Here is a 17,254-nt window from a genome sequence, read left to right as displayed (position 1 = left end):
GGCTTCCGCGCGGCAACGTTCGGGGGCTTTTTTCTTTTGTGATGCGTCTCCTGTTAGTCGTTCGAGTTAAAAATCACTGCTTGGACCGGTATTCGGCAAACAGCGTCTGAAGATGTTCCAGAACGAACTCGGCAAATTCCGGGGCTTCGTTCTTGTCGATAGAGATATCCAGCTTGCGGTCGCTTTCGACCACCTTCGCCAGCCGGCCGCCGGTCTGCGATGACCAGACGCCGGTTCTTTTGGGCTGCGCCTTGGGTTTCAGAAAATCCAGAAGCGACTTGAAACGTTCTTCCGATGGCAGGGCGGCAACCAATGGGTCCTTGACGTATGCGCGGGCTGCTTCCTTGACTTGCGAGGAGGAAAGCTGATCGGCAAGATCCATCCAGTTACGACGGCCGACAGTCGGGGCCGGGCCAATCAGGTCGACGAGATCCTCGGGAATGCGGCCGACAACGGACAGCATGTTGGAAAGATCGCCCTTGTGCAGCGACATGGCGGCCATGATCGTATCGCGGGGAAACCGCATCTGCAGTTTCTGGGCAAAACGCGCCTTTTCGATATAGGTGAGGTCACGGCGCTCGTTGTTTTCCTGTCCCTGGGCAACGACGAGCTGCTCGTCACTAAGATCGCGAACGACCGCCTTGACGGGAATACCGAGGCTGGAGACGGCGCGCAGGCGACGATGACCGAAGGCGACCTGATAACGGCCGGGGAATTCGGGATGCGGGCGCACCAGAATGGGAACCTGCTGGCCCTGTTCACGAATGGCCTCCACCAGGCCTGCATCCGCCTCTTCAGAGGCCGGCATGCGATCCGGTATGAAAGAAGGATCGATATCGGCTGGGCTGAGCGAAACGATCGTAAGACCTTCAGCGAGCTGCTTTTCGATCTCTTCTGCGCGCTTGGCGCGTTCGGATACTTCGTTGAGCGACTGGCCAATCATGCCGACCGGGGAATTCAGAACATCCGTCACGAGTTCCGGAGAACCGAGAATAGGCCGGATACGCGGACGCGACCGCTCGGCGGCAGTCTCGTTGCTTTCGGCTCCCGGCGTACCGAGATTGGCGAATATTTGTTTTCTGCTCATGCTGCCCTACCCCACGCTTTTTTAATCAGTCCTTCGATTTCAGCGTTTACGTTGTTCATGGCTTCCAGCGCACGGTCATAGGTGGACCGGGTGAACTGGGTTCTTTCCACTTCGAAAAGTGTCTGGTTGGTCAGTCCGGCATCCGAGACGGCCGTGCTCTTCAGCATCGGGTGGATGAGGACATTTTCACCGAAAATAGAACGCAGGAACGCGACCATCTGGTTCTGCGGTCCATCGCTCGGTTCAAAACGGGTGATGAGGTAACGCATCCAGTTATAGTCGGACCGCGCCCCTGCCCGGCCGATTTCCGCAAGGAGATCACCGGTCATGGCAAGGAACTGGTTCATCGACATGACATCAAGCATTTGCGGATGAACAGTGACGAGAACCGAAGTGGCGGCCGTCAGCGCTGAAAGCGTCAGGTAACCAAGCTGCGGCGGGCAATCGATGACCACGACGTCATAGAAGTTCTGTGCCTGGGCTATCGCCTGGCCAATGCGGGCGAAGAACAACGTATCGCCAGGTGCGCGACGCATCAAAGCGCGGGGCGTGTCGTGTTCGAATTCCATAAGCTCCAGATTGCCGGGAACGATGTGGAGATTGGGAATATAGGTGCCACGAACGATCTCAGCGATCGGCCGACGTTCATCGTCGTAACGGATCGCGCCATAAAGCGTTTCATTCGGACCGACATCGATCTCCGGCTGATGACCGAAGAGGGCGGAAAGGCTGGCCTGCGGATCAAGATCGATGGCAAGCACCCGGTAACCACGCAGCGCGAGATATTGCGCCAGATGCGCCGATGTCGTTGTTTTTCCCGAGCCGCCCTTGAAGTTCATGACAGCGATGACCTGCAATTCTTCGCCGTCACGGCGATGCGGCAGATAACGCCGCGAGCCACGCGCGCCCTGATCGAGAAATTTTCTGATCTCGTCCATGTCCTCGACGGAATACGATCGACGACCGGAAGCCTGCGCCGCATCCAGCTCCGGACGCTCGGCGGCGATCTGGCGAAGATAGGCCTCGCCGATGCCAATCAACCGTGCGGTTTCTGCCGGCGAAAAATGGCGCATGCTCTTTTCGGTGTGCGGTGAAAATGTATTTGCATTATGAGCCTGCAATTGGGCTGACAACGCAGCCGAATGCTGTTGTATAAGACTCGTCAGGTCGGGTGCTCCTGCGGCACGTCTTAAATCGGCACTCTGTGTCATCGGTCTTCTTTCGCTCGAAATTGCAGTAGCGGTTTTTTTCGAAAAAGGCGGTTTTTTCCGCAACTGAGATATAAGCGCCGATTCTCTTTTCGGCGCAATAGGCTTTTTTCTCAGGTTGGAAAGCGCCGCTAAAGCATTGTGGAAGAATCACATTTGGTTTTTGTGACGGTTTGACGGTTGGCCGCGGCTAACTTCTTTCTGGAGGTCATGGTGACGGGCGTTGATCACGTCTTTTGCATGCGAAATCTACGCCCAGTTCGGAAGTTTGCCGCGGCTAACTTCTTAAGTCTGACCTTCCACGCCTTTGATGATCGTGGCGCCAGAAAGTGAAGGATAGACATTCGCATCTGTTAGTCTCTACTCGTTGACTAGAGTATCGTTGGGTTCGACACCCGCCGGCTGACTGTTCAAAGTGTCGCTGGTTGGAGGAGTGAATGTCCTATGATGCCGCTCTCGTAGGGTCGGGTTTTTCGGCCATCTGTACCGCCGCCCATCTTTTATCATCCCTACCTGCGGAAGGCACTATTGCTATCGTCGGCGATAAGCCGGATTTCGGGCGCGGCACCGCCTATCGCGCCGAACTGCCCTTTCATCGTCTGAATGTACCGGCCGGGCGAATGAGTGCCTTCCCTGACAGGGCTGATGACTTTGTCGATTGGTTGGCGGAAAACGGGATCGCTGACAATCCCCTGCTGTTCGCCTCACGCGGTGACTATGGTCTTTATCTTCGTGACAGGCTGGCTGGCTTGCTTAGAAATAGGGAGCAACGAGCCCGGGTGGACTTTGTCCGGGCCAAGGCTTCGGCCTGTCGGCCGGATGGCACGGGCGGATTCTCGTTTACACTTGACAATGGTGAGCAGCTGCGCGCGCTGAATGTCGTTCTGTGTCTCGGTGTCGGCGCTGCGAGTTTGCCGGTGCAAACTGTCGCAAGGGAAGAAGAGGGGCCACAACGTATCATCGGCCACTGCTGGCAGCCGGGATGGTTGTCCAAAATCAAAGCCGGGGATCGTATCTGCATTCTGGGGTCGGGCCTGACGATGATCGATCAGGTTTTGACTCTGAGGGGAAAAAGACATCAAGGGTCGATCCATGTTCTGTCCCGTCGCGGCCTGGTGTCGCATCCGCATGTCAGCCCGCCGTCACCGTCAGCAGAGCCGAATTTACCTGAAGGCTCGATGGAGATCAGCGGGTTGCTGCACTCTCTGCGAAATCAGGTGCGCGATGGGGCGCCGTGGCGTACCGTCATGGATGGCTTGCGGCCGCAAACTCAATCACTTTCGCAACGTCTTACACCGGCGGAGCGCAGCCGGTTCCTTCGGCATGCCTTGCCGTGGTGGAATATCCACCGGCACCGTATTTCACCTGAAGTGTCTGCCGCTTTCGTGACGTTGCTTTCCGATGGCGTTGTTGAACTTCATGCGGGTTACCTTCGCTCCATTGAAGAAACGGAGGAGGGGGTCGCCGTGCGTTACCGCCGCAGGCATACGCAGATATTGAGGGAACTGCAGGTCGATTGGGTCGTCAATTGTACCGGAATGGAGCGGGCCGGCATTGGCCGTTCGCGGCTTCTTGAAGCGATGCGGGGCGACGGTGTCATTTTGCTCGATCCCTTGGGACTTGGAGTGGAAGTTGATGGACCGTCTCGTTTGCTGCGGCCGGACGGACGAAGCTGACCCGGTCTTTTTGCCACCGGTGCGCTGACGGCGGGCCGCTTCTGGGAAATTACCGCCGTTCCGGATATTCGTGTTCAGGCGCAGAGGATCGCGCAAGAGATCACGGACAGAGTGACACAGAACGATCGGCTTTCCGCAGGGGGTGAGCTCGTTGAGGGGCCAGCCGAAGCGAGACGTGTCTAGTACCTCTCCTAAGAGGTTAGCCGCGGCAAACTTGCTTTCTGAATAATGTGCTGGAAATTCCATGGATGCCGAATTTTACGAGTGGAACGCAGTGCGAATGCCCACGGGGGCACATGATGCAATTCCCCATGAATCACGCCATATATCGACCATCAGCGATACATTGCCCTATAACGTATCGGCGGTAAGCACGGCAGCGGATTTCGCGCGCAATGTGCGCGATTGCTAAATTATTTACATTAATTATGGAAATGCATCATAAAATCGGCTACGTATCGTAAAAATTTCTGGAATTATGAAAATTATTTGCGAGGACCCATGCAAAAGACGAAACTGATACGATATGAGACGGCGGATAATCAAGCTGGCGGACAGCGACGGCCATTTGCCAAGGCCGTCCGGGCCGGCGATTTCGTTTATGTTTCCGGGCAGGTGCCAACCGTCGATGGCGAGGTGGTGAATGGCGGGATCGTGGCACAGACCGAGCAGGTGGTTGCGAATATCAAGGATGTTCTGGCGCTTGCCGATTGTTCGCTGGCCGATGTGGTCAAGGTCAATGTCTGGCTGGACGATGCCCGGGATTTCTCGAGCTTCAACGCTGTCTTCCAGAAATATTTCATCGATCATCCGCCGGCACGCTCTACTGTGCAATCGCCGCTGATGGTCGATGCCAAGGTGGAAATGGACGTTATCGCCTATAAGCCGCTGGCATGAAGCCCAATTTGCCGATGTTTGAGAGTAGATGATGACCTATCCCTGGCCTGATGCGGGCACACCCCTCAATGCGATTTCGACGCCGATGCCTGTCATCGACGAGGACAGGCTCGCCGCCAATATCCTCAGGGCGCAATCTTATCTGGATGATCACGGCAAGGCCTTTCGGCCGCATATCAAGACGCACAAGATACCCGCTGTCGCCAAACAACAGCTTCAGGCCGGCGCCATCGGCATTAATTGCCAGAAAGTCAGTGAGGCGGAGGTTTTTGCGGATGCCGGTTTTGATGACATTCTGATCACCTATAATATTCTCGGTGCAGCAAAGCTTTCGCGGCTGAAGGTGTTGAATGCGCGCATCGGTAGGCTGAGTGTCGTGGCCGACAGCGCCGTGACGATTGCCGGTCTTGCGGCTACATTTGATCCGGAAAGACCGCTCGCCGTTCTGGTCGAATGCGATACGGGCGGCAAGCGCTGCGGTGTGCAGACCCCGGAAGCGGCATTGGCGCTTGCGGAACAAATCGTCGCGGCACCGGGCCTCACATTCAGGGGCATTTTGACCTATCCCGCACCGGGCGGAGCCGTGACGGTGGAAAACTTTCTTCGCGAGACGATGGCATTGCTGGCGGCAAAGGGCATGGATTGTCCGGTGCGGTCCAGCGGTGGTTCTCCCGATTTTTACGCCGCCCATCTGGTTCCTTCCGCCACCGAACACCGGGCCGGCACCTATGTCTATAATGATCGCGCCATGCTGCGCGCCGGACATTGCACGGCGGGCGATCTCGCCATGCATATTCTCGCCACCGTCGTATCGCGACCGACAGCCGATCGTGCCGTGCTGGATTGCGGTTCCAAGGCCCTGACTTCGGATCTCCTGGGTTTTAGCGATTACGGGCTGCTTGAAAGCTACGAAGGTGCGAAAATTACCTCGCTTTCGGAAGAACATGCGGTTGTCGATCTATCCGGCTGCGCCTCGGGCCGGCCTGAAGTCGGCGACATGGTCAAGGTTGTCCCGAACCACACCTGCGTCGTCAGCAATCTTTTCGACAGGATGGTCTTCCATCGAAACGGCGTCGTGACGCGGGTTGAGCAGGTCGCGGCGCGCGGTACGGTCTGGTAAATTACCCGGCTAATTAAATTCTGAAGTAAAGCTGCCAATGGGCAGATTGCGGTAACGAGAACCTAGAGACATGCGCATTTTCACGGCGTCACTCGCCACCGAAACCAACACGTTTTCACCAGTCCCGACGGATATGGATGCCTTTCGCGCGGCTTTTTATGCCGGGCCGGGGGAGCATCCCGAAACGCCGACGCTCTGCTCGTCGCCTGTGCCGATCTTGCGCCGTCGCGGCAAGGCGGAAGGGTTCACGGTGATAGAGGGAACTTCATGCTGGGCCGAACCGGCCGGCCTTATCCAGCGCCAGACCTATGAAACGCTGCGGGATACGATTTTCGCCGAACTCAGCGCCGCCATGCCGGTCGATGCCGTGGTGCTCGGTCTGCACGGCGCCATGGTGGCACAGGGTTATGATGATCCGGAAGGGGACTTCCTGTCCCGGGTCCGCGCATTAGTCGGACCGGATGTACTTATCGCGGCGGAATTCGATCCGCACAGCCATCTGACGGCGCTTCGGGTCAAAAATCTCGATATTATGGCGACGTTTCTGGAGTTTCCGCATACGGATTTCGAAGAGCGCGGCGAGCATGTGGTGGAAATGGCGCTGCGCACGCTTCGGGGGGAGATAAAGCCGGTCATCTCCACTTTCGATTGCCGTATGATCACCATTTATCCCACCAGCCGTGAACCGATGCGCTCTTACGTCGACCGGCTGAAGGCGTTGGAAGGCAAGGATGGCATCCTGTCGATTTCCGTTATTCACGGTTTCATGGCGGGTGACGTGCCGGATATGGGAACGCGCATCGTTGTCGTGACGGATAATGACAGGGCAAAGGGCGATGTGCTGGCCCAAAAGCTCGGCCATGAGCTTTATGCCATGCGCAAGTCGACCGCCATGCCGATGCTGGATACGGAATCCGGTCTCGACCAGGTTCTTGCCATTCGCAGCAATAATCCGGACAGGCCGGTCGTCGTATCGGATATCTGGGACAATCCGGGCGGCGGTGTTGCCGGCGACGCCACCCATATTCTGCGGCGCATGGTGGAGCGCGGCATGGACAATATCGCTGTCGCGACGATCTGGGACCCGATTGCGGTGTCTTTCTGTCACGCGGCGGGCGAGGGGGCCGAGATCGATCTGCGCATCGGCGGCAAATCCAGCCCTGAAGGCGGCGAGCCGCTCGATTTCCGCATCAAGGTGATGCGCACGGCCGAGGCTGGCTGGCAGAGTTTCCGCAACAGCCGCGTCACGCTCGGCCGTGCCGCTGTCGTCCGGCCGCTCGGTACGCGGATCGATATCATCCTCATTACCAGCCGCACACAAACTTATGAGCCGGATATCTTTTCCAATCTCGGCGTCGATTTTGCAAAAAAAGACGTACTGCTGGTCAAGTCCACCAACCATTTCCATGCGGGGTTTGCGCCGGTCGCATCCGAGATCGTTTATATTGCTGCCCCGACATCCTATCCGACCGATCCGGCAAGAACGCCCTATCGGAAGGCGAGCCTTGAGCTTTGGCCGCGGGTGGCCGATCCGCTGGGGCTGGATTGAGGTGAGGCAGCTTCACACCTGATCAAACGACACAACGAAGAAACGAGCATCCTTTTCAACGCCCTCTATGGCGAATCCGGTGCCGGGCTCCAGAAGGAGGCTGTCGCGTCGCTGCAAATTCACGTTTCTGCCGCCTGATGAGACGCTGACGGGATCAGCGGCAAAAATTACCGTCGCCGTTGACACCGTTGAGTGAACGGTGAGCGCGCCGCGATGTCTCTCGACACGGTGCGCATAGTGTCTGCGACGGGACATGACATTGAGATCGACGATGGGACCATTCCCCAGAACGGCGTATACGGAAACATCGGCAGCGAAGGGCAAGGGATCGCTTTCCATCGTCAACGAAACGGGTTCGCATGCGTCAATACTGAGGCTCATGCCGTTCCCCTCAAGGATGCAGAGGGTGCGGTCAATCCCGTCAAATATGGAAAAGGGCCCATCTTGCGCAACATCCGCCATACTGATGCGCCAGTCGAAATCCGCCATCGAGGCGTTTGCGGGATGAACGATGATCTCGGTCGTTACGCCGCCGCCGTTTTTCCAGGGCATGGATGTGTAGGTGCCCTTTGGTAGGTATCTCATCTTTTGCATTCCCTGTGTATTCGGCTGGATAGGGTGGCGCTACTTGCCGTCGCTGGCGATACGCCGTTCAAGCTGTTTTTGCGCCGCGTGGAGATCAGCTTTTTTCCCGGCGAGTTTCTCTATCGCCTCGACGACAAGATCACGCGCGACATAGTCAGACTTGTGCCCGAGATTTTTCACAACGATCAATGTCGATCCGTCGATAGTGCGTGCAAGCTGGCGAGAATGAATTTCCGTTGAAACAACATTGTCCGTGTCGCCGGTTATGATGATGGTGGGCGCCTTGATTTTGGAGTAACTTGGCGAGGCGCTCCGCGCCCATGCATTCAGCGCGGCAACTTCCTGCGCGTTATGGCGAAAAGCCTGCGGTCTCAATGCGGCCCATGCGCGTGTCGCTTCCACATATTCACGGGGACGATTATTGGGCGCAAAAACACCACGCGTCGCCTGATCGAGTGCGAGGAGACCCGCGGGCGGCGCGACGAAGGTCGAAAAAAGCGGGCCGGTTACCGGGGCGCTTGCCGCTGTGTAATACCAGGCAATGCCGCCAGGCCAAGGATAAACGGCGGGAGAAAGAAACACCAGGCCTGACACCATCTCGGGGTGACGAAGCGCGAATGCCGCGGTGATGGCGCCGCCAAAGGAGTGGCCGACGATGATGGCCTTGTGGATGCCGCGCTTTCTCATCAACTGAGCCACGGCATCGGCCTGCCCATCCGGCAGGATATTCTCCTTGCCGCCAATGTCGGAGCCGCCATGGCCCGGCCTGTCTATGAACAGCAGTCTTGCGCGGCCAGTGAGTTTATCCGCAAAGGAAAACAGCGGATCATAAAGACTTGCGCTTGCGCCGTGCAGGAAAACGATCGGCGGCAGGTCTGCCTGTTTCTGCGGCTCAATCAACAGGCTGCTGAGTTTGTATCCGCCGACATCGATTCTCACCGGAGCGGCCTTTTGGGCTTCGGAGGCTGGAGCGGCGGCGAAAGAAAAAGCGGGAAAAATTGCACCAATCAAAAGGGAAAGGCCGAATGAGATACGCCGTGGTGCCATGCTGTCGTCCGCACTCCATCAAAGCTCGCCGCGTTATCGTCGGCGCGAAAAATGAACCGTTATGCCTGAGCGACAGTAACAACGAGAAAATCGACTCGAAAGTTTCAGACGGATGAGCGGGTTGGATATTACCCGCCCGGCTTGGTTGGCGGAAGGGGAGGCCGCGCGGCGATGGACCGCGCGGCACAACAATCAATTGCCGAGAATGCCGGGCAGGCGCAGTCCCTGCTCCTTGGCGCATTCCACGGCGATGTCGTAACCGGCATCGGCATGACGCATGACGCCGGTTGCCGGATCGTTCCAGAGCACGCGCTCCAGCCGGCGCGCGGCATCGTCGGTGCCATCGGCGCAGATGACCATGCCGGAATGCTGCGAGAAGCCCATGCCGACGCCGCCGCCGTGATGCAGCGAAACCCATGTCGCGCCGGATGCGGTGTTGAGGAGCGCGTTGAGGAGCGGCCAGTCAGAAACGGCATCCGAGCCATCCTTCATGGCTTCGGTCTCGCGGTTGGGCGAGGCGACGGAGCCGGAATCCAGATGGTCGCGACCGATGACGATTGGCGCCTTCAACTCACCGTTCTTGACCATTTCGTTGAAGGCGAGGCCGAGACGGTGACGGTCACCAAGGCCGACCCAGCAGATGCGCGCCGGCAGGCCCTGGAATGCGATGCGCTCACGCGCCATGTCCAGCCAGTTGTGCAGGTGCTTGTTATCAGGCAGCAGCTCCTTCACCTTGGCGTCGGTCTTGTAGATATCTTCCGGATCGCCGGAAAGCGCCGCCCAGCGGAACGGGCCGATTCCACGGCAAAAAAGCGGGCGAATATAGGCCGGAACGAAACCGGGGAAAGCGAAGGCGTTTTCCAGCCCCTCATCCTTGGCGACCTGGCGGATATTGTTGCCGTAGTCGAGCGTCGGAACGCCGGCGTTCCAGAAATCGACCATGGCCTGCACATGCACCTTCATGGAGGCGCGAGCGGCAGCGGCAACGGCTTTCGGGTCGCTTTCCTGCTTGGTGCGCCATTCGGCGACCGTCCAGCCAGCGGGAAGGTAACCATGGACGGGATCGTGCGCCGAGGTCTGGTCGGTGACGATATCGGGGCGGACGCCGCGGCGGACAAGTTCCGGGAAGATTTCCGCGGCATTGCCGATCAGGCCGACGGATTTTGCCTCACCCGCCTTTGTCCATTGGTCGATCAGCGCCAGCGCCTCATCGAGCGTATGCGCCTTCGCATCGACGTAACGGGTACGCAGGCGGAAATCGACGCGGGTCTCGTCGCATTCGACCGCGAGGCAGCAGGCGCCGGCCATGACGGCGGCGAGCGGCTGCGCGCCACCCATGCCGCCGAGACCGCCGGTGAGAATCCACTTGCCGTTCAGGTTGCCGTCGTAATGCTGGCGGCCAGCCTCGACAAAGGTTTCATAGGTGCCCTGCACGATGCCCTGCGTGCCGATGTAGATCCACGAACCGGCCGTCATCTGGCCGTACATCGCAAGGCCCTTCTTATCCAGCTCGTTGAAATGATCCCAGTTCGCCCAATGCGGCACCAGGTTGGAATTGGCGATGAGGACGCGCGGCGCATCCTTGTGGGTGCGGAACACGCCGACTGGCTTGCCGGACTGCACGACGAGGGTTTCATCCTCGTTCAGATCCTTCAACGTTGCGACGATGCGGTCGAAATCGTCCCAGGTGCGGGCGGCGCGGCCGATGCCGCCATAAACCACCAGCTCATGCGGGCGCTCGGCCACGTCGGGATCGAGATTGTTCATCAGCATGCGTAGCGGCGCTTCTGTCATCCAGCTTTTGGCATTGAGGTCAGTGCCCTGCGGCGAGCGGACATCGCGGATATTGTGGCGTGGATTGTTCATGTGTTTTCCCCTTATCGTTTCGTATCGAGCGCAAATTTTTCCATGCGCGTGAGAATGGTCTTGAGATGGGCGCGAAGCCGTTCGGCTTTACCCGTGTCGTAGGCAAAAGGCGGGTGCTCGGTTTGAAGATGGGTGGACTGCGCCAGTTCCATCTGAATGGCATGCACGTCGCTTTGCGGTTTTCCGTAATGGCGCGTCGTCCAGCCGCCCTTGAAACGGCCGTTCAGAATGCTGTCGTAACCCTGCGCCGCGGCGGTCACCTCGACGGCGATCTTTTCGATGGCCGGATCGCAGGTCTTGCCCATATCCGTGCCGATGTTGAAATCCGGCAGCTTGCCCTCGAACAGGAAGGGGATATGCGAACGGATCGAATGGCAATCATAGAGAATGGCGATGCCGTGGATGGATTTCACCCGCTCGATTTCCGTGGCGAGGGCCGCGTGATAGGGCGCGTGGAAATTTTCCAGACGGTAGGCAATATCGTCCTCGGTGGGTTCCTGTCCTTCATTCCAGATCGACTCGCCGTCGAAATCGGTCTGCGGAACAAGCGCGGTTGTGTTCTGGCCCGGATAAAGGCTCATCCCGGCCGGGTCGCGATTGGCGTCGATCACATAGCGGTGGAAGGTCGCCCTTACGGTTGTCGCATTCTCGAGAAGGCCGGCATAGAGCTCATGGATATGCCAGTCCGTATCGGCGAGAATCTTGCCGTTGTCGTTCAGACGTTGCCAGATATCCGCCGGCACATCCGTGCCGGTGTGGGGCAGGCCGAGAATGATCGGCGATGAACCTTCCTTGACGTCGAGGGCACGCATCTCAGACCTCCAGCTTCGGCAGAATGCCGTTTGAAATTGCCGCGACCAGCGCGCCGGAGGCAATCAATTCCGCCGCAGCCTTCAGGTCCGGCGCCATATAACGGTCTTCCTCCAGCGAAGGGACCGTCGCGCGCAATGCCGCAATCGCTTTTTGCAGTTCGGGGCTCGTCTTCAGCGGCCCGCGCAGCTCCACACCCTGCACGGATGAAAGCGCTTCGATACCGAGAATGGCAAAAAGATTGTCGGTCATCGGCAACAGACGACGCGCACCATGGCAGGCCATGGATACATGGTCTTCCTGATTGGCTGAAGTCGGTGTGGAGTCCACCGAGGCCGGATGCGCCATCTGCTTGTTCTCGCTCATCAGCGCGGCGGAGGTGACTTCGGCGATCATCAGGCCGGAATTCAGGCCCGGCTTTTTGGAAAGAAAGGCCGGCAAGCCATAAGAAAGCGCCGGATCGACCAGCAGCGCCACGCGGCGCTGGGCGATTGCACCGATCTCGCAGATGGCAAGCGCCGTCTGGTCGGCGGCAAAGGCCACCGGTTCGGCGTGGAAATTGCCGCCGGAGACGACGGAATTGTCTGATAGCACCAGCGGATTGTCGGTCACGGCGTTGGCTTCGATTTCCAGCGTGCGGGCCACCTGCCGCAGAAGATCGAGGCAGGCGCCATCCACCTGCGGCTGGCAGCGAATGCAATAGGGATCCTGCACCCGCTCATCGCTCTCGATATGGCTGACGCGGATTTCCGAACCCTCCAGCAGATTACGAAGCGCCGCTCCTGCGTCGATCTGGCCCTTATGGCCGCGCAGGCTGTGAATATCGGGATGGAAAGGCGCGGAAGACCCCATGGCGGCATCCGTGGAAAGCGCACCGGTAATCAGCGCAGCCTGCGCCGCACGATGGGCGCGGAAAAGGCCGGCAAGCGCCAGCGCCGTTGAGGTCTGTGTGCCGTTGATCAGCGCCAGCCCTTCCTTGGCGGCAAGCACCACCGGGGTCAGTCCGGCTTTCGCAAGCGCTTCGCCAGCTGGCAGAAGCGCGCCCGCATAGAAGGCCTCGCCTTCGCCCATCATCACAGCCGCCATATGGGCGAGCGGCGCAAGATCGCCGGAAGCCCCAACCGAACCCTTTTCGGGAATGACGGGGATGACGCCCTTCTCCAGCATGGCTTCGATCAGCCGCACCAGTTCCAGCCGCACGCCGGACGCGCCGCGGCCGAGCGACACCAGCTTCAGCGCCATGATCAGCCGCACGATATTTTCAGGAAGCGGTGCGCCCACCCCGCAGCAATGCGACAGGATGAGATTGCGCTGCAGCGTCGCCACATCCGCCGCATCGATCTTTATGGAAGCGAGTTTGCCGAAACCGGTATTGATACCATAGACCGGCGCATTGCCGGCAGCGATCTCAGCGATGCGGGCTGCCGCCTTTTCAATGCCTTTATCGAAGCTGCGGTCGAGTTTGGCGCTGCCGTTCTCCCAGTATATCTCGGCGAGATTGGCTAAGGTCACGTTGCCGGGGTGAAGCGTGATGGTCTTCATGGTCATGAGGAAACCTTCTGTCCCTTGAAAATACGGGCATGGAGCGGGTTGAAGCCGATGCGGTAGACGAGCTCGGCGGGGCGCTCGATGTCCCAGATGGCAAAATCAGCGGATTTTCCAGCCTCCAGCGTGCCGGTTTCGGCAAGCAGGCCGAGCGCCTTTGCCGCATTGCGTGTCGTCGCCGTCAGGCACTCTTCAACGGTCATGCGGAAAAGCGTTGCGCCCATATTCATGGTCAGCAGCAGGGAGGTGAGCGGCGAAGTGCCGGGGTTGCAGTCCGTTGCCAGCGCCATGTCGGCCCCGGCGTCGCGCAGGGCCTGCACTGGCGGCAATTGCTTTTCCCTGAGCGCGTAGAAAGCGCCGGGAAGAAGCACTGCCACGGTTCCTGCTTTCGCCAGCGCCTTCGCACCGGCCTCATCAAGATATTCGAGGTGATCGGCCGAAAGGGCGTTATGGGATGCCGCGAGCGCGGAGCCGCCAAGATTGGAAAGCTGCTCGGCATGCAGCTTGACCGGAAGGCCGCACTGTTTCGCAGTCTTGAAAACCCGGTCGATCTCCTCGACGGAAAAGGCGATGCCTTCGCAAAAACCGTCAACCGCATCCGCCAAGCCTTCCGCATGGGCTTTTTCCAGCCCCGGCAGGACGACATCGCCAATATAATCGGCGTTGCGCCCCTTATAGTCTGCAGGTGTGGCATGCGCGGCGAGATAGCTGGTGACGATACGCACCGGCCGCAATGTCTCGAGCCTGCGGGCGACGCGCAGCATCTTCAGCTCGGTTTCAATATCAAGACCGTAACCGGATTTGATTTCGACCGTGGAAACGCCTTCGGAAAGAAGCGTGTCGAGACGCGGCAAAGCCTGCGCCACCAAAACATCTTCCGAAAGCGCGCGCGTGTCGCGCACCGAAGAGACAATGCCGCCGCCCGCTTTGGCGATCTCTTCATAGGTCGCCCCATTCAGCCGCATCTCGAATTCCATGGCGCGGTTGCCGCCGAAGACAAGATGGGTGTGGCAGTCGATCAGGGCGGGGGTGATCCAGCGACCGGCGCAATCGGTCGTCACCTCGGCCCTCGAGAGATCGGCAGGCAGATCGCTTTCAGGGCCGACAAAGGCGATGCGGCCGTTACGCACGGCAATGACGGCATTTTCGACGGCGCCGATGCCTTCCATGGCGGGATTGAAGGTTGCCAGCCGGGCGTTGCGCCACAAAGCCGTGACGTTCCCCGTCGCCGTTCCGTTTGCAGATTCGTTGCCGGGCATTTGCTTTTCGCCTTTCCTTTGTGAGTTAAATGTATATACATAATAATTGGCTTGGCAAGCTGCAATTTCGTGTTTGAAATGGCCTTGCCGGATAAAACCAAAGGAGAGGGTGGCATGATGGCAATTCACGCGGGCGCAGCGCTTCTGGCGGGCGGATGGGCGAAGGATGTCCGCATCGTCTGCGACGAGGGCAGTATTTCATCCGTCGAAACCGGTGTTTCCCCGCAATCGCAGGATGAGCGGCATGCCCTCATCGTTCCAGCCATGCCCAATCTCCACAGCCATGCCTTTCAGCGGGCCATGGCGGGGCTTGCCGAAATCCGCGGCCCGGGCGACGACAGTTTCTGGAGCTGGCGCACCGTCATGTATAAATTCGCGCTCTCCATGACGCCCGACCATGTCGAAGCGGTTGCCGCCCAGCTTTATATGGAAATGCTCGAGGCCGGTTTTGGACGGGTCGGCGAATTTCACTATCTGCATAATGAGAGGGATGGCTCGCATTATGGCAATATCGCCGAAATGGCCGAGCGTATCGGCGCAGCCGCCTCGCAGACGGGTATCGGCCTCACATTACTGCCGGTCTTTTATGCTCATTCCGGTTTCGGCGGCCAGGCGCCGATCGACGGGCAGAAGCGCTTCATCCATTCGCTCGACAGTTACGGAAAGCTGATGCAGGGCGCGCAGGCCGTGGTGGACGGGCTGCCGGGCGCCACCCTCGGCATAGCGCCGCACAGTCTGCGTGCGGTCACCGCGGAAGAGCTGTCAGCCATCGAGCCGCTGGCAAAAGGCGGGCCGATCCATATTCATGTGGCGGAACAGACGAAAGAAGTGGAAGATTCGCTTGCCTTTTCCGGCGCGAGACCTGTGGAATGGCTGCTTGAAAACGCGCCGGTCGATGGCCGCTGGTGCCTCATCCATGCGACACATATGGCGGAAACCGAAACGCGCCGCATGGCAAAAAGCGGCGCCGTTGCCGGCCTTTGCCCGATCACCGAAGCCAATCTCGGCGACGGCATCTTCCCGGCTCCGGCGTTTCTTGCTGAAGGCGGCCATTATGGCGTCGGATCCGATTCCAACATTCTGATTTCCGTGTCGGAAGAATTGCGAACGCTCGAATATTCGCAACGTCTCTCGCATCGGGCACGCAATGTCATCGCCGATGCCGGCTGCTCCACGGGAGAAAAACTCTTCCGGCAGGCGCTCGAGGGCGGCGGCAGGGCTCTGGCGTCGCGAAACGGTCTGGAAAAAGGAAAAAGCGCCGATTTCGTCGCTCTCGATATTTCCGCCGTGTCCTATCTTCCGATATCGCAGATTCTCGATCAGTGGATATTCGCGGGCGGCGTTTCCGTCGATTCCGTTTGGATGCGCGGCAAAAAGCGCGTGCAGGCCGGCCGGCATATCCATCGCCGCGAAATATCCGACCGTTTCAACAAGGTCATGGCTGAACTTCTCGATAGCTGATATGGGCGCGGCGGTAACAGGAAAAAGCCAGCGGGGAAAGGCATTGCGGACGTGACGAAAGCATCAGCCGGGCAGACCCTGCACCAGCGTATCCTCAGCGAGATCGAGGGGCGGATCGTTTCAGGAGAATGGCCGCCGGGACACCGACTGCCTTTCGAGGTCGACCTCGCCGATCAATATCATTGTTCACGCATGACCGTGAACAAGGTCATGGGTCAGCTCGTCAAGGCCGGTTTGATCGAACGCCGCAAGAAATCCGGCAGTTTCGTGCGCCAGCCGCAGATTCAGTCCGCCGTTCTTCAAATTCACGATATCGGGGCCGAGGTCGAATCCCTTGGCCTCGATTATGGCTTCAAAATTCTGGCGCGCAAAATGCGCAGTGCAGAAAGCACGGATCGTGAGCGGCTCGACGTTTCCGTCGGCACGCCGTTGCTCGACGTTCTCTGCATCCATTTTGCCGGTGCGCGCGAATTCTGTGTCGAACAGCGCCTCATCAATTTGACGGCCGTGCCGGAAGCGGCTGAAACCGACTTTACCGAAATTGCGCCAGGCCCCTGGCTGCTCGGCCATGTTCCCTGGAGCACTGCCGAACACCGGATCAGCGCCGAAACACCGTCGAAGGAGATCGCGCGCCTGCTCGGTATTTCGGACAGGCAGGCGTGTCTTGTCGTGGAGCGCCGCACCTGGAGCAATTCGGGCGCAGTTACCCATGTGCGCTTCACCTATCCCGGAAATGCGCATGCGCTGGTCGCCCGCTTCAGCCCGTCTTCCGACTGATATCCGCAAGGCCTTCGTTCCTGTTATTGCGATATGGAGACCCTATATAGCGGAAGGCCCATCAAGCTTGACGGTCAAAGACGGAAAACCGTTAAAAGTCGTTAAATTATACGATAATTTTCAAATTTCCTTTTATAATCATGCAGATATCACATTTCTTTATTTTTTCGAATTTGGTGTGTTGACTTGTTTGATGGTGATCTCTTATAAGTCCGCTCACTGAACGAGGGCGGCGGCGCTGCTGGCGACGAAGTCTTTCGTTCTAAATAAATCAAGAAGATGAGCTGAATGCTTGTTTGTTTCCGGGGTTTTGAGCCTTGGGGGATTGATTGATTGACTGCTTAGTGTGGTCTGTTTTTTGACAATT

General features: G+C 58.6%; 13 protein-coding genes and 1 pseudogene. 6 read left to right on the top strand and 8 right to left on the bottom strand.

What is annotated here, in order from left to right; genetic code table 11:
- Positions 1–73: 73 nt before the first annotated feature.
- Complete coding sequence (repB, locus tag PL597_RS09185) at positions 74–1,087, bottom strand: plasmid partitioning protein RepB (protein WP_077983222.1); 1,014 nt, start codon at positions 1,085–1,087, stop codon at positions 74–76.
- Positions 1,084–2,298: a plasmid partitioning protein RepA gene (repA, locus tag PL597_RS09180; protein WP_077983221.1), complete on the bottom strand. Its 1,215-nt coding sequence runs from the start codon at positions 2,296–2,298 to the stop codon at positions 1,084–1,086. The genes repB and repA overlap by 4 nt, the downstream gene beginning before the upstream one ends.
- 434 nt (positions 2,299–2,732) lie before the next feature.
- On the opposite strand from repA, the pseudogene PL597_RS09175 reads away from it, so the two are divergent.
- The 4 genes and pseudogenes from PL597_RS09175 (at position 2,733) to PL597_RS09160 (ending at position 7,537) form a co-directional block, all read left to right on the top strand.
- Positions 2,733–4,154: pseudogene (locus tag PL597_RS09175) on the top strand (FAD/NAD(P)-binding protein).
- 318 nt (positions 4,155–4,472) lie between these two features.
- A complete protein-coding gene (locus PL597_RS09170) occupies positions 4,473–4,868 on the top strand; it encodes a RidA family protein (protein ID WP_137411273.1) in 396 nt (131 codons plus the stop codon).
- Between the two features lie 31 nt (positions 4,869–4,899).
- Entirely contained in the window at positions 4,900–5,988 is a 1,089-nt protein-coding gene (locus PL597_RS09165) for a D-TA family PLP-dependent enzyme (RefSeq protein WP_271365066.1), read from the top strand.
- Positions 5,989–6,058: 70 nt separating this feature from the next.
- Positions 6,059–7,537, top strand: a complete 1,479-nt coding sequence (locus PL597_RS09160) for a M81 family metallopeptidase (RefSeq protein ID WP_271365002.1) — start codon at positions 6,059–6,061, stop codon at positions 7,535–7,537.
- A 12-nt stretch (positions 7,538–7,549) separates the two neighbouring features.
- Here PL597_RS09160 and PL597_RS09155 read toward each other — a convergent pair whose 3' ends face one another.
- The 6 genes from PL597_RS09155 to hutI all read right to left on the bottom strand — a co-directional run bounded on the left by PL597_RS09155 (position 7,550) and on the right by hutI (position 14,649).
- The gene (locus PL597_RS09155) at positions 7,550–8,122 is read right to left on the bottom strand and encodes a HutD/Ves family protein (RefSeq protein WP_271365001.1); all 573 of its coding nucleotides are present in this window, start codon (positions 8,120–8,122) and stop codon (positions 7,550–7,552) included.
- A gap of 39 nt (positions 8,123–8,161) precedes the next feature.
- On the bottom strand, positions 8,162–9,169 hold the full coding sequence (locus tag PL597_RS09150) for an alpha/beta fold hydrolase (RefSeq protein WP_271365000.1): 1,008 nt from the start codon (positions 9,167–9,169) through the stop codon (positions 8,162–8,164).
- Positions 9,170–9,361: 192 nt separating this feature from the next.
- Positions 9,362–11,035 (bottom strand): urocanate hydratase, encoded by a 1,674-nt coding sequence (hutU, locus tag PL597_RS09145; protein ID WP_271364999.1) that lies wholly within the window; start codon positions 11,033–11,035, stop codon positions 9,362–9,364.
- An 11-nt stretch (positions 11,036–11,046) separates the two neighbouring features.
- On the bottom strand, positions 11,047–11,847 hold the full coding sequence (hutG, locus tag PL597_RS09140) for an N-formylglutamate deformylase (RefSeq protein WP_191218368.1): 801 nt from the start codon (positions 11,845–11,847) through the stop codon (positions 11,047–11,049).
- A gap of 1 nt (position 11,848) precedes the next feature.
- Positions 11,849–13,393: a histidine ammonia-lyase gene (hutH, locus tag PL597_RS09135; RefSeq protein ID WP_271364998.1), complete on the bottom strand. Its 1,545-nt coding sequence runs from the start codon at positions 13,391–13,393 to the stop codon at positions 11,849–11,851.
- Positions 13,390–14,649 carry an imidazolonepropionase gene (gene hutI / locus PL597_RS09130; RefSeq protein ID WP_271364997.1) on the bottom strand — a complete coding sequence of 420 codons (1,260 nt, stop codon included), beginning with the start codon at positions 14,647–14,649 and terminating at the stop codon, positions 13,390–13,392. The genes hutH and hutI overlap by 4 nt, the downstream gene beginning before the upstream one ends.
- A gap of 114 nt (positions 14,650–14,763) precedes the next feature.
- Between hutI and PL597_RS09125 the strand changes: the two genes are divergently transcribed.
- Positions 14,764–16,110 carry a formimidoylglutamate deiminase gene (locus tag PL597_RS09125; RefSeq protein ID WP_271364996.1) on the top strand — a complete coding sequence of 449 codons (1,347 nt, stop codon included), beginning with the start codon at positions 14,764–14,766 and terminating at the stop codon, positions 16,108–16,110.
- A gap of 51 nt (positions 16,111–16,161) precedes the next feature.
- Complete coding sequence (gene hutC / locus PL597_RS09120; RefSeq protein ID WP_271364995.1) at positions 16,162–16,887, top strand: histidine utilization repressor; 726 nt, start codon at positions 16,162–16,164, stop codon at positions 16,885–16,887.
- Positions 16,888–17,254: the final 367 nt, after the last annotated feature.

The sequence above is a fragment of the Agrobacterium sp. ST15.13.013 genome (assembly GCF_027956525.1).
Taxonomy (GTDB): Bacteria; Pseudomonadota; Alphaproteobacteria; order Rhizobiales; family Rhizobiaceae; genus Agrobacterium; species Agrobacterium salinitolerans.
Note: the sequence above shows the minus strand (reverse complement) of the source record. Positions and strands in the feature narration are given on the sequence as shown.

What these genes read in the sequence shown, in the direction of transcription:
- repB (WP_077983222.1), bottom strand. Translation starts at nt 1,087, where the DNA reads ATGAGCAGAAAACAAATATTCGCCAATCTCGGTACGCCGGGAGCCGAA.
- repA (WP_077983221.1), bottom strand. Translation starts at nt 2,298, where the DNA reads ATGACACAGAGTGCCGATTTAAGACGTGCCGCAGGAGCACCCGACCTG.
- PL597_RS09170 (WP_137411273.1), top strand. Translation starts at nt 4,473, where the DNA reads ATGCAAAAGACGAAACTGATACGATATGAGACGGCGGATAATCAAGCT.
- PL597_RS09165 (WP_271365066.1), top strand. Translation starts at nt 4,900, where the DNA reads ATGACCTATCCCTGGCCTGATGCGGGCACACCCCTCAATGCGATTTCG.
- PL597_RS09160 (WP_271365002.1), top strand. Translation starts at nt 6,059, where the DNA reads ATGCGCATTTTCACGGCGTCACTCGCCACCGAAACCAACACGTTTTCA.
- PL597_RS09155 (WP_271365001.1), bottom strand. Translation starts at nt 8,122, where the DNA reads ATGAGATACCTACCAAAGGGCACCTACACATCCATGCCCTGGAAAAAC.
- PL597_RS09150 (WP_271365000.1), bottom strand. Translation starts at nt 9,169, where the DNA reads ATGGCACCACGGCGTATCTCATTCGGCCTTTCCCTTTTGATTGGTGCA.
- hutU (WP_271364999.1), bottom strand. Translation starts at nt 11,035, where the DNA reads ATGAACAATCCACGCCACAATATCCGCGATGTCCGCTCGCCGCAGGGC.
- hutG (WP_191218368.1), bottom strand. Translation starts at nt 11,847, where the DNA reads ATGCGTGCCCTCGACGTCAAGGAAGGTTCATCGCCGATCATTCTCGGC.
- hutH (WP_271364998.1), bottom strand. Translation starts at nt 13,393, where the DNA reads ATGACCATGAAGACCATCACGCTTCACCCCGGCAACGTGACCTTAGCC.
- hutI (WP_271364997.1), bottom strand. Translation starts at nt 14,649, where the DNA reads ATGCCCGGCAACGAATCTGCAAACGGAACGGCGACGGGGAACGTCACG.
- PL597_RS09125 (WP_271364996.1), top strand. Translation starts at nt 14,764, where the DNA reads ATGATGGCAATTCACGCGGGCGCAGCGCTTCTGGCGGGCGGATGGGCG.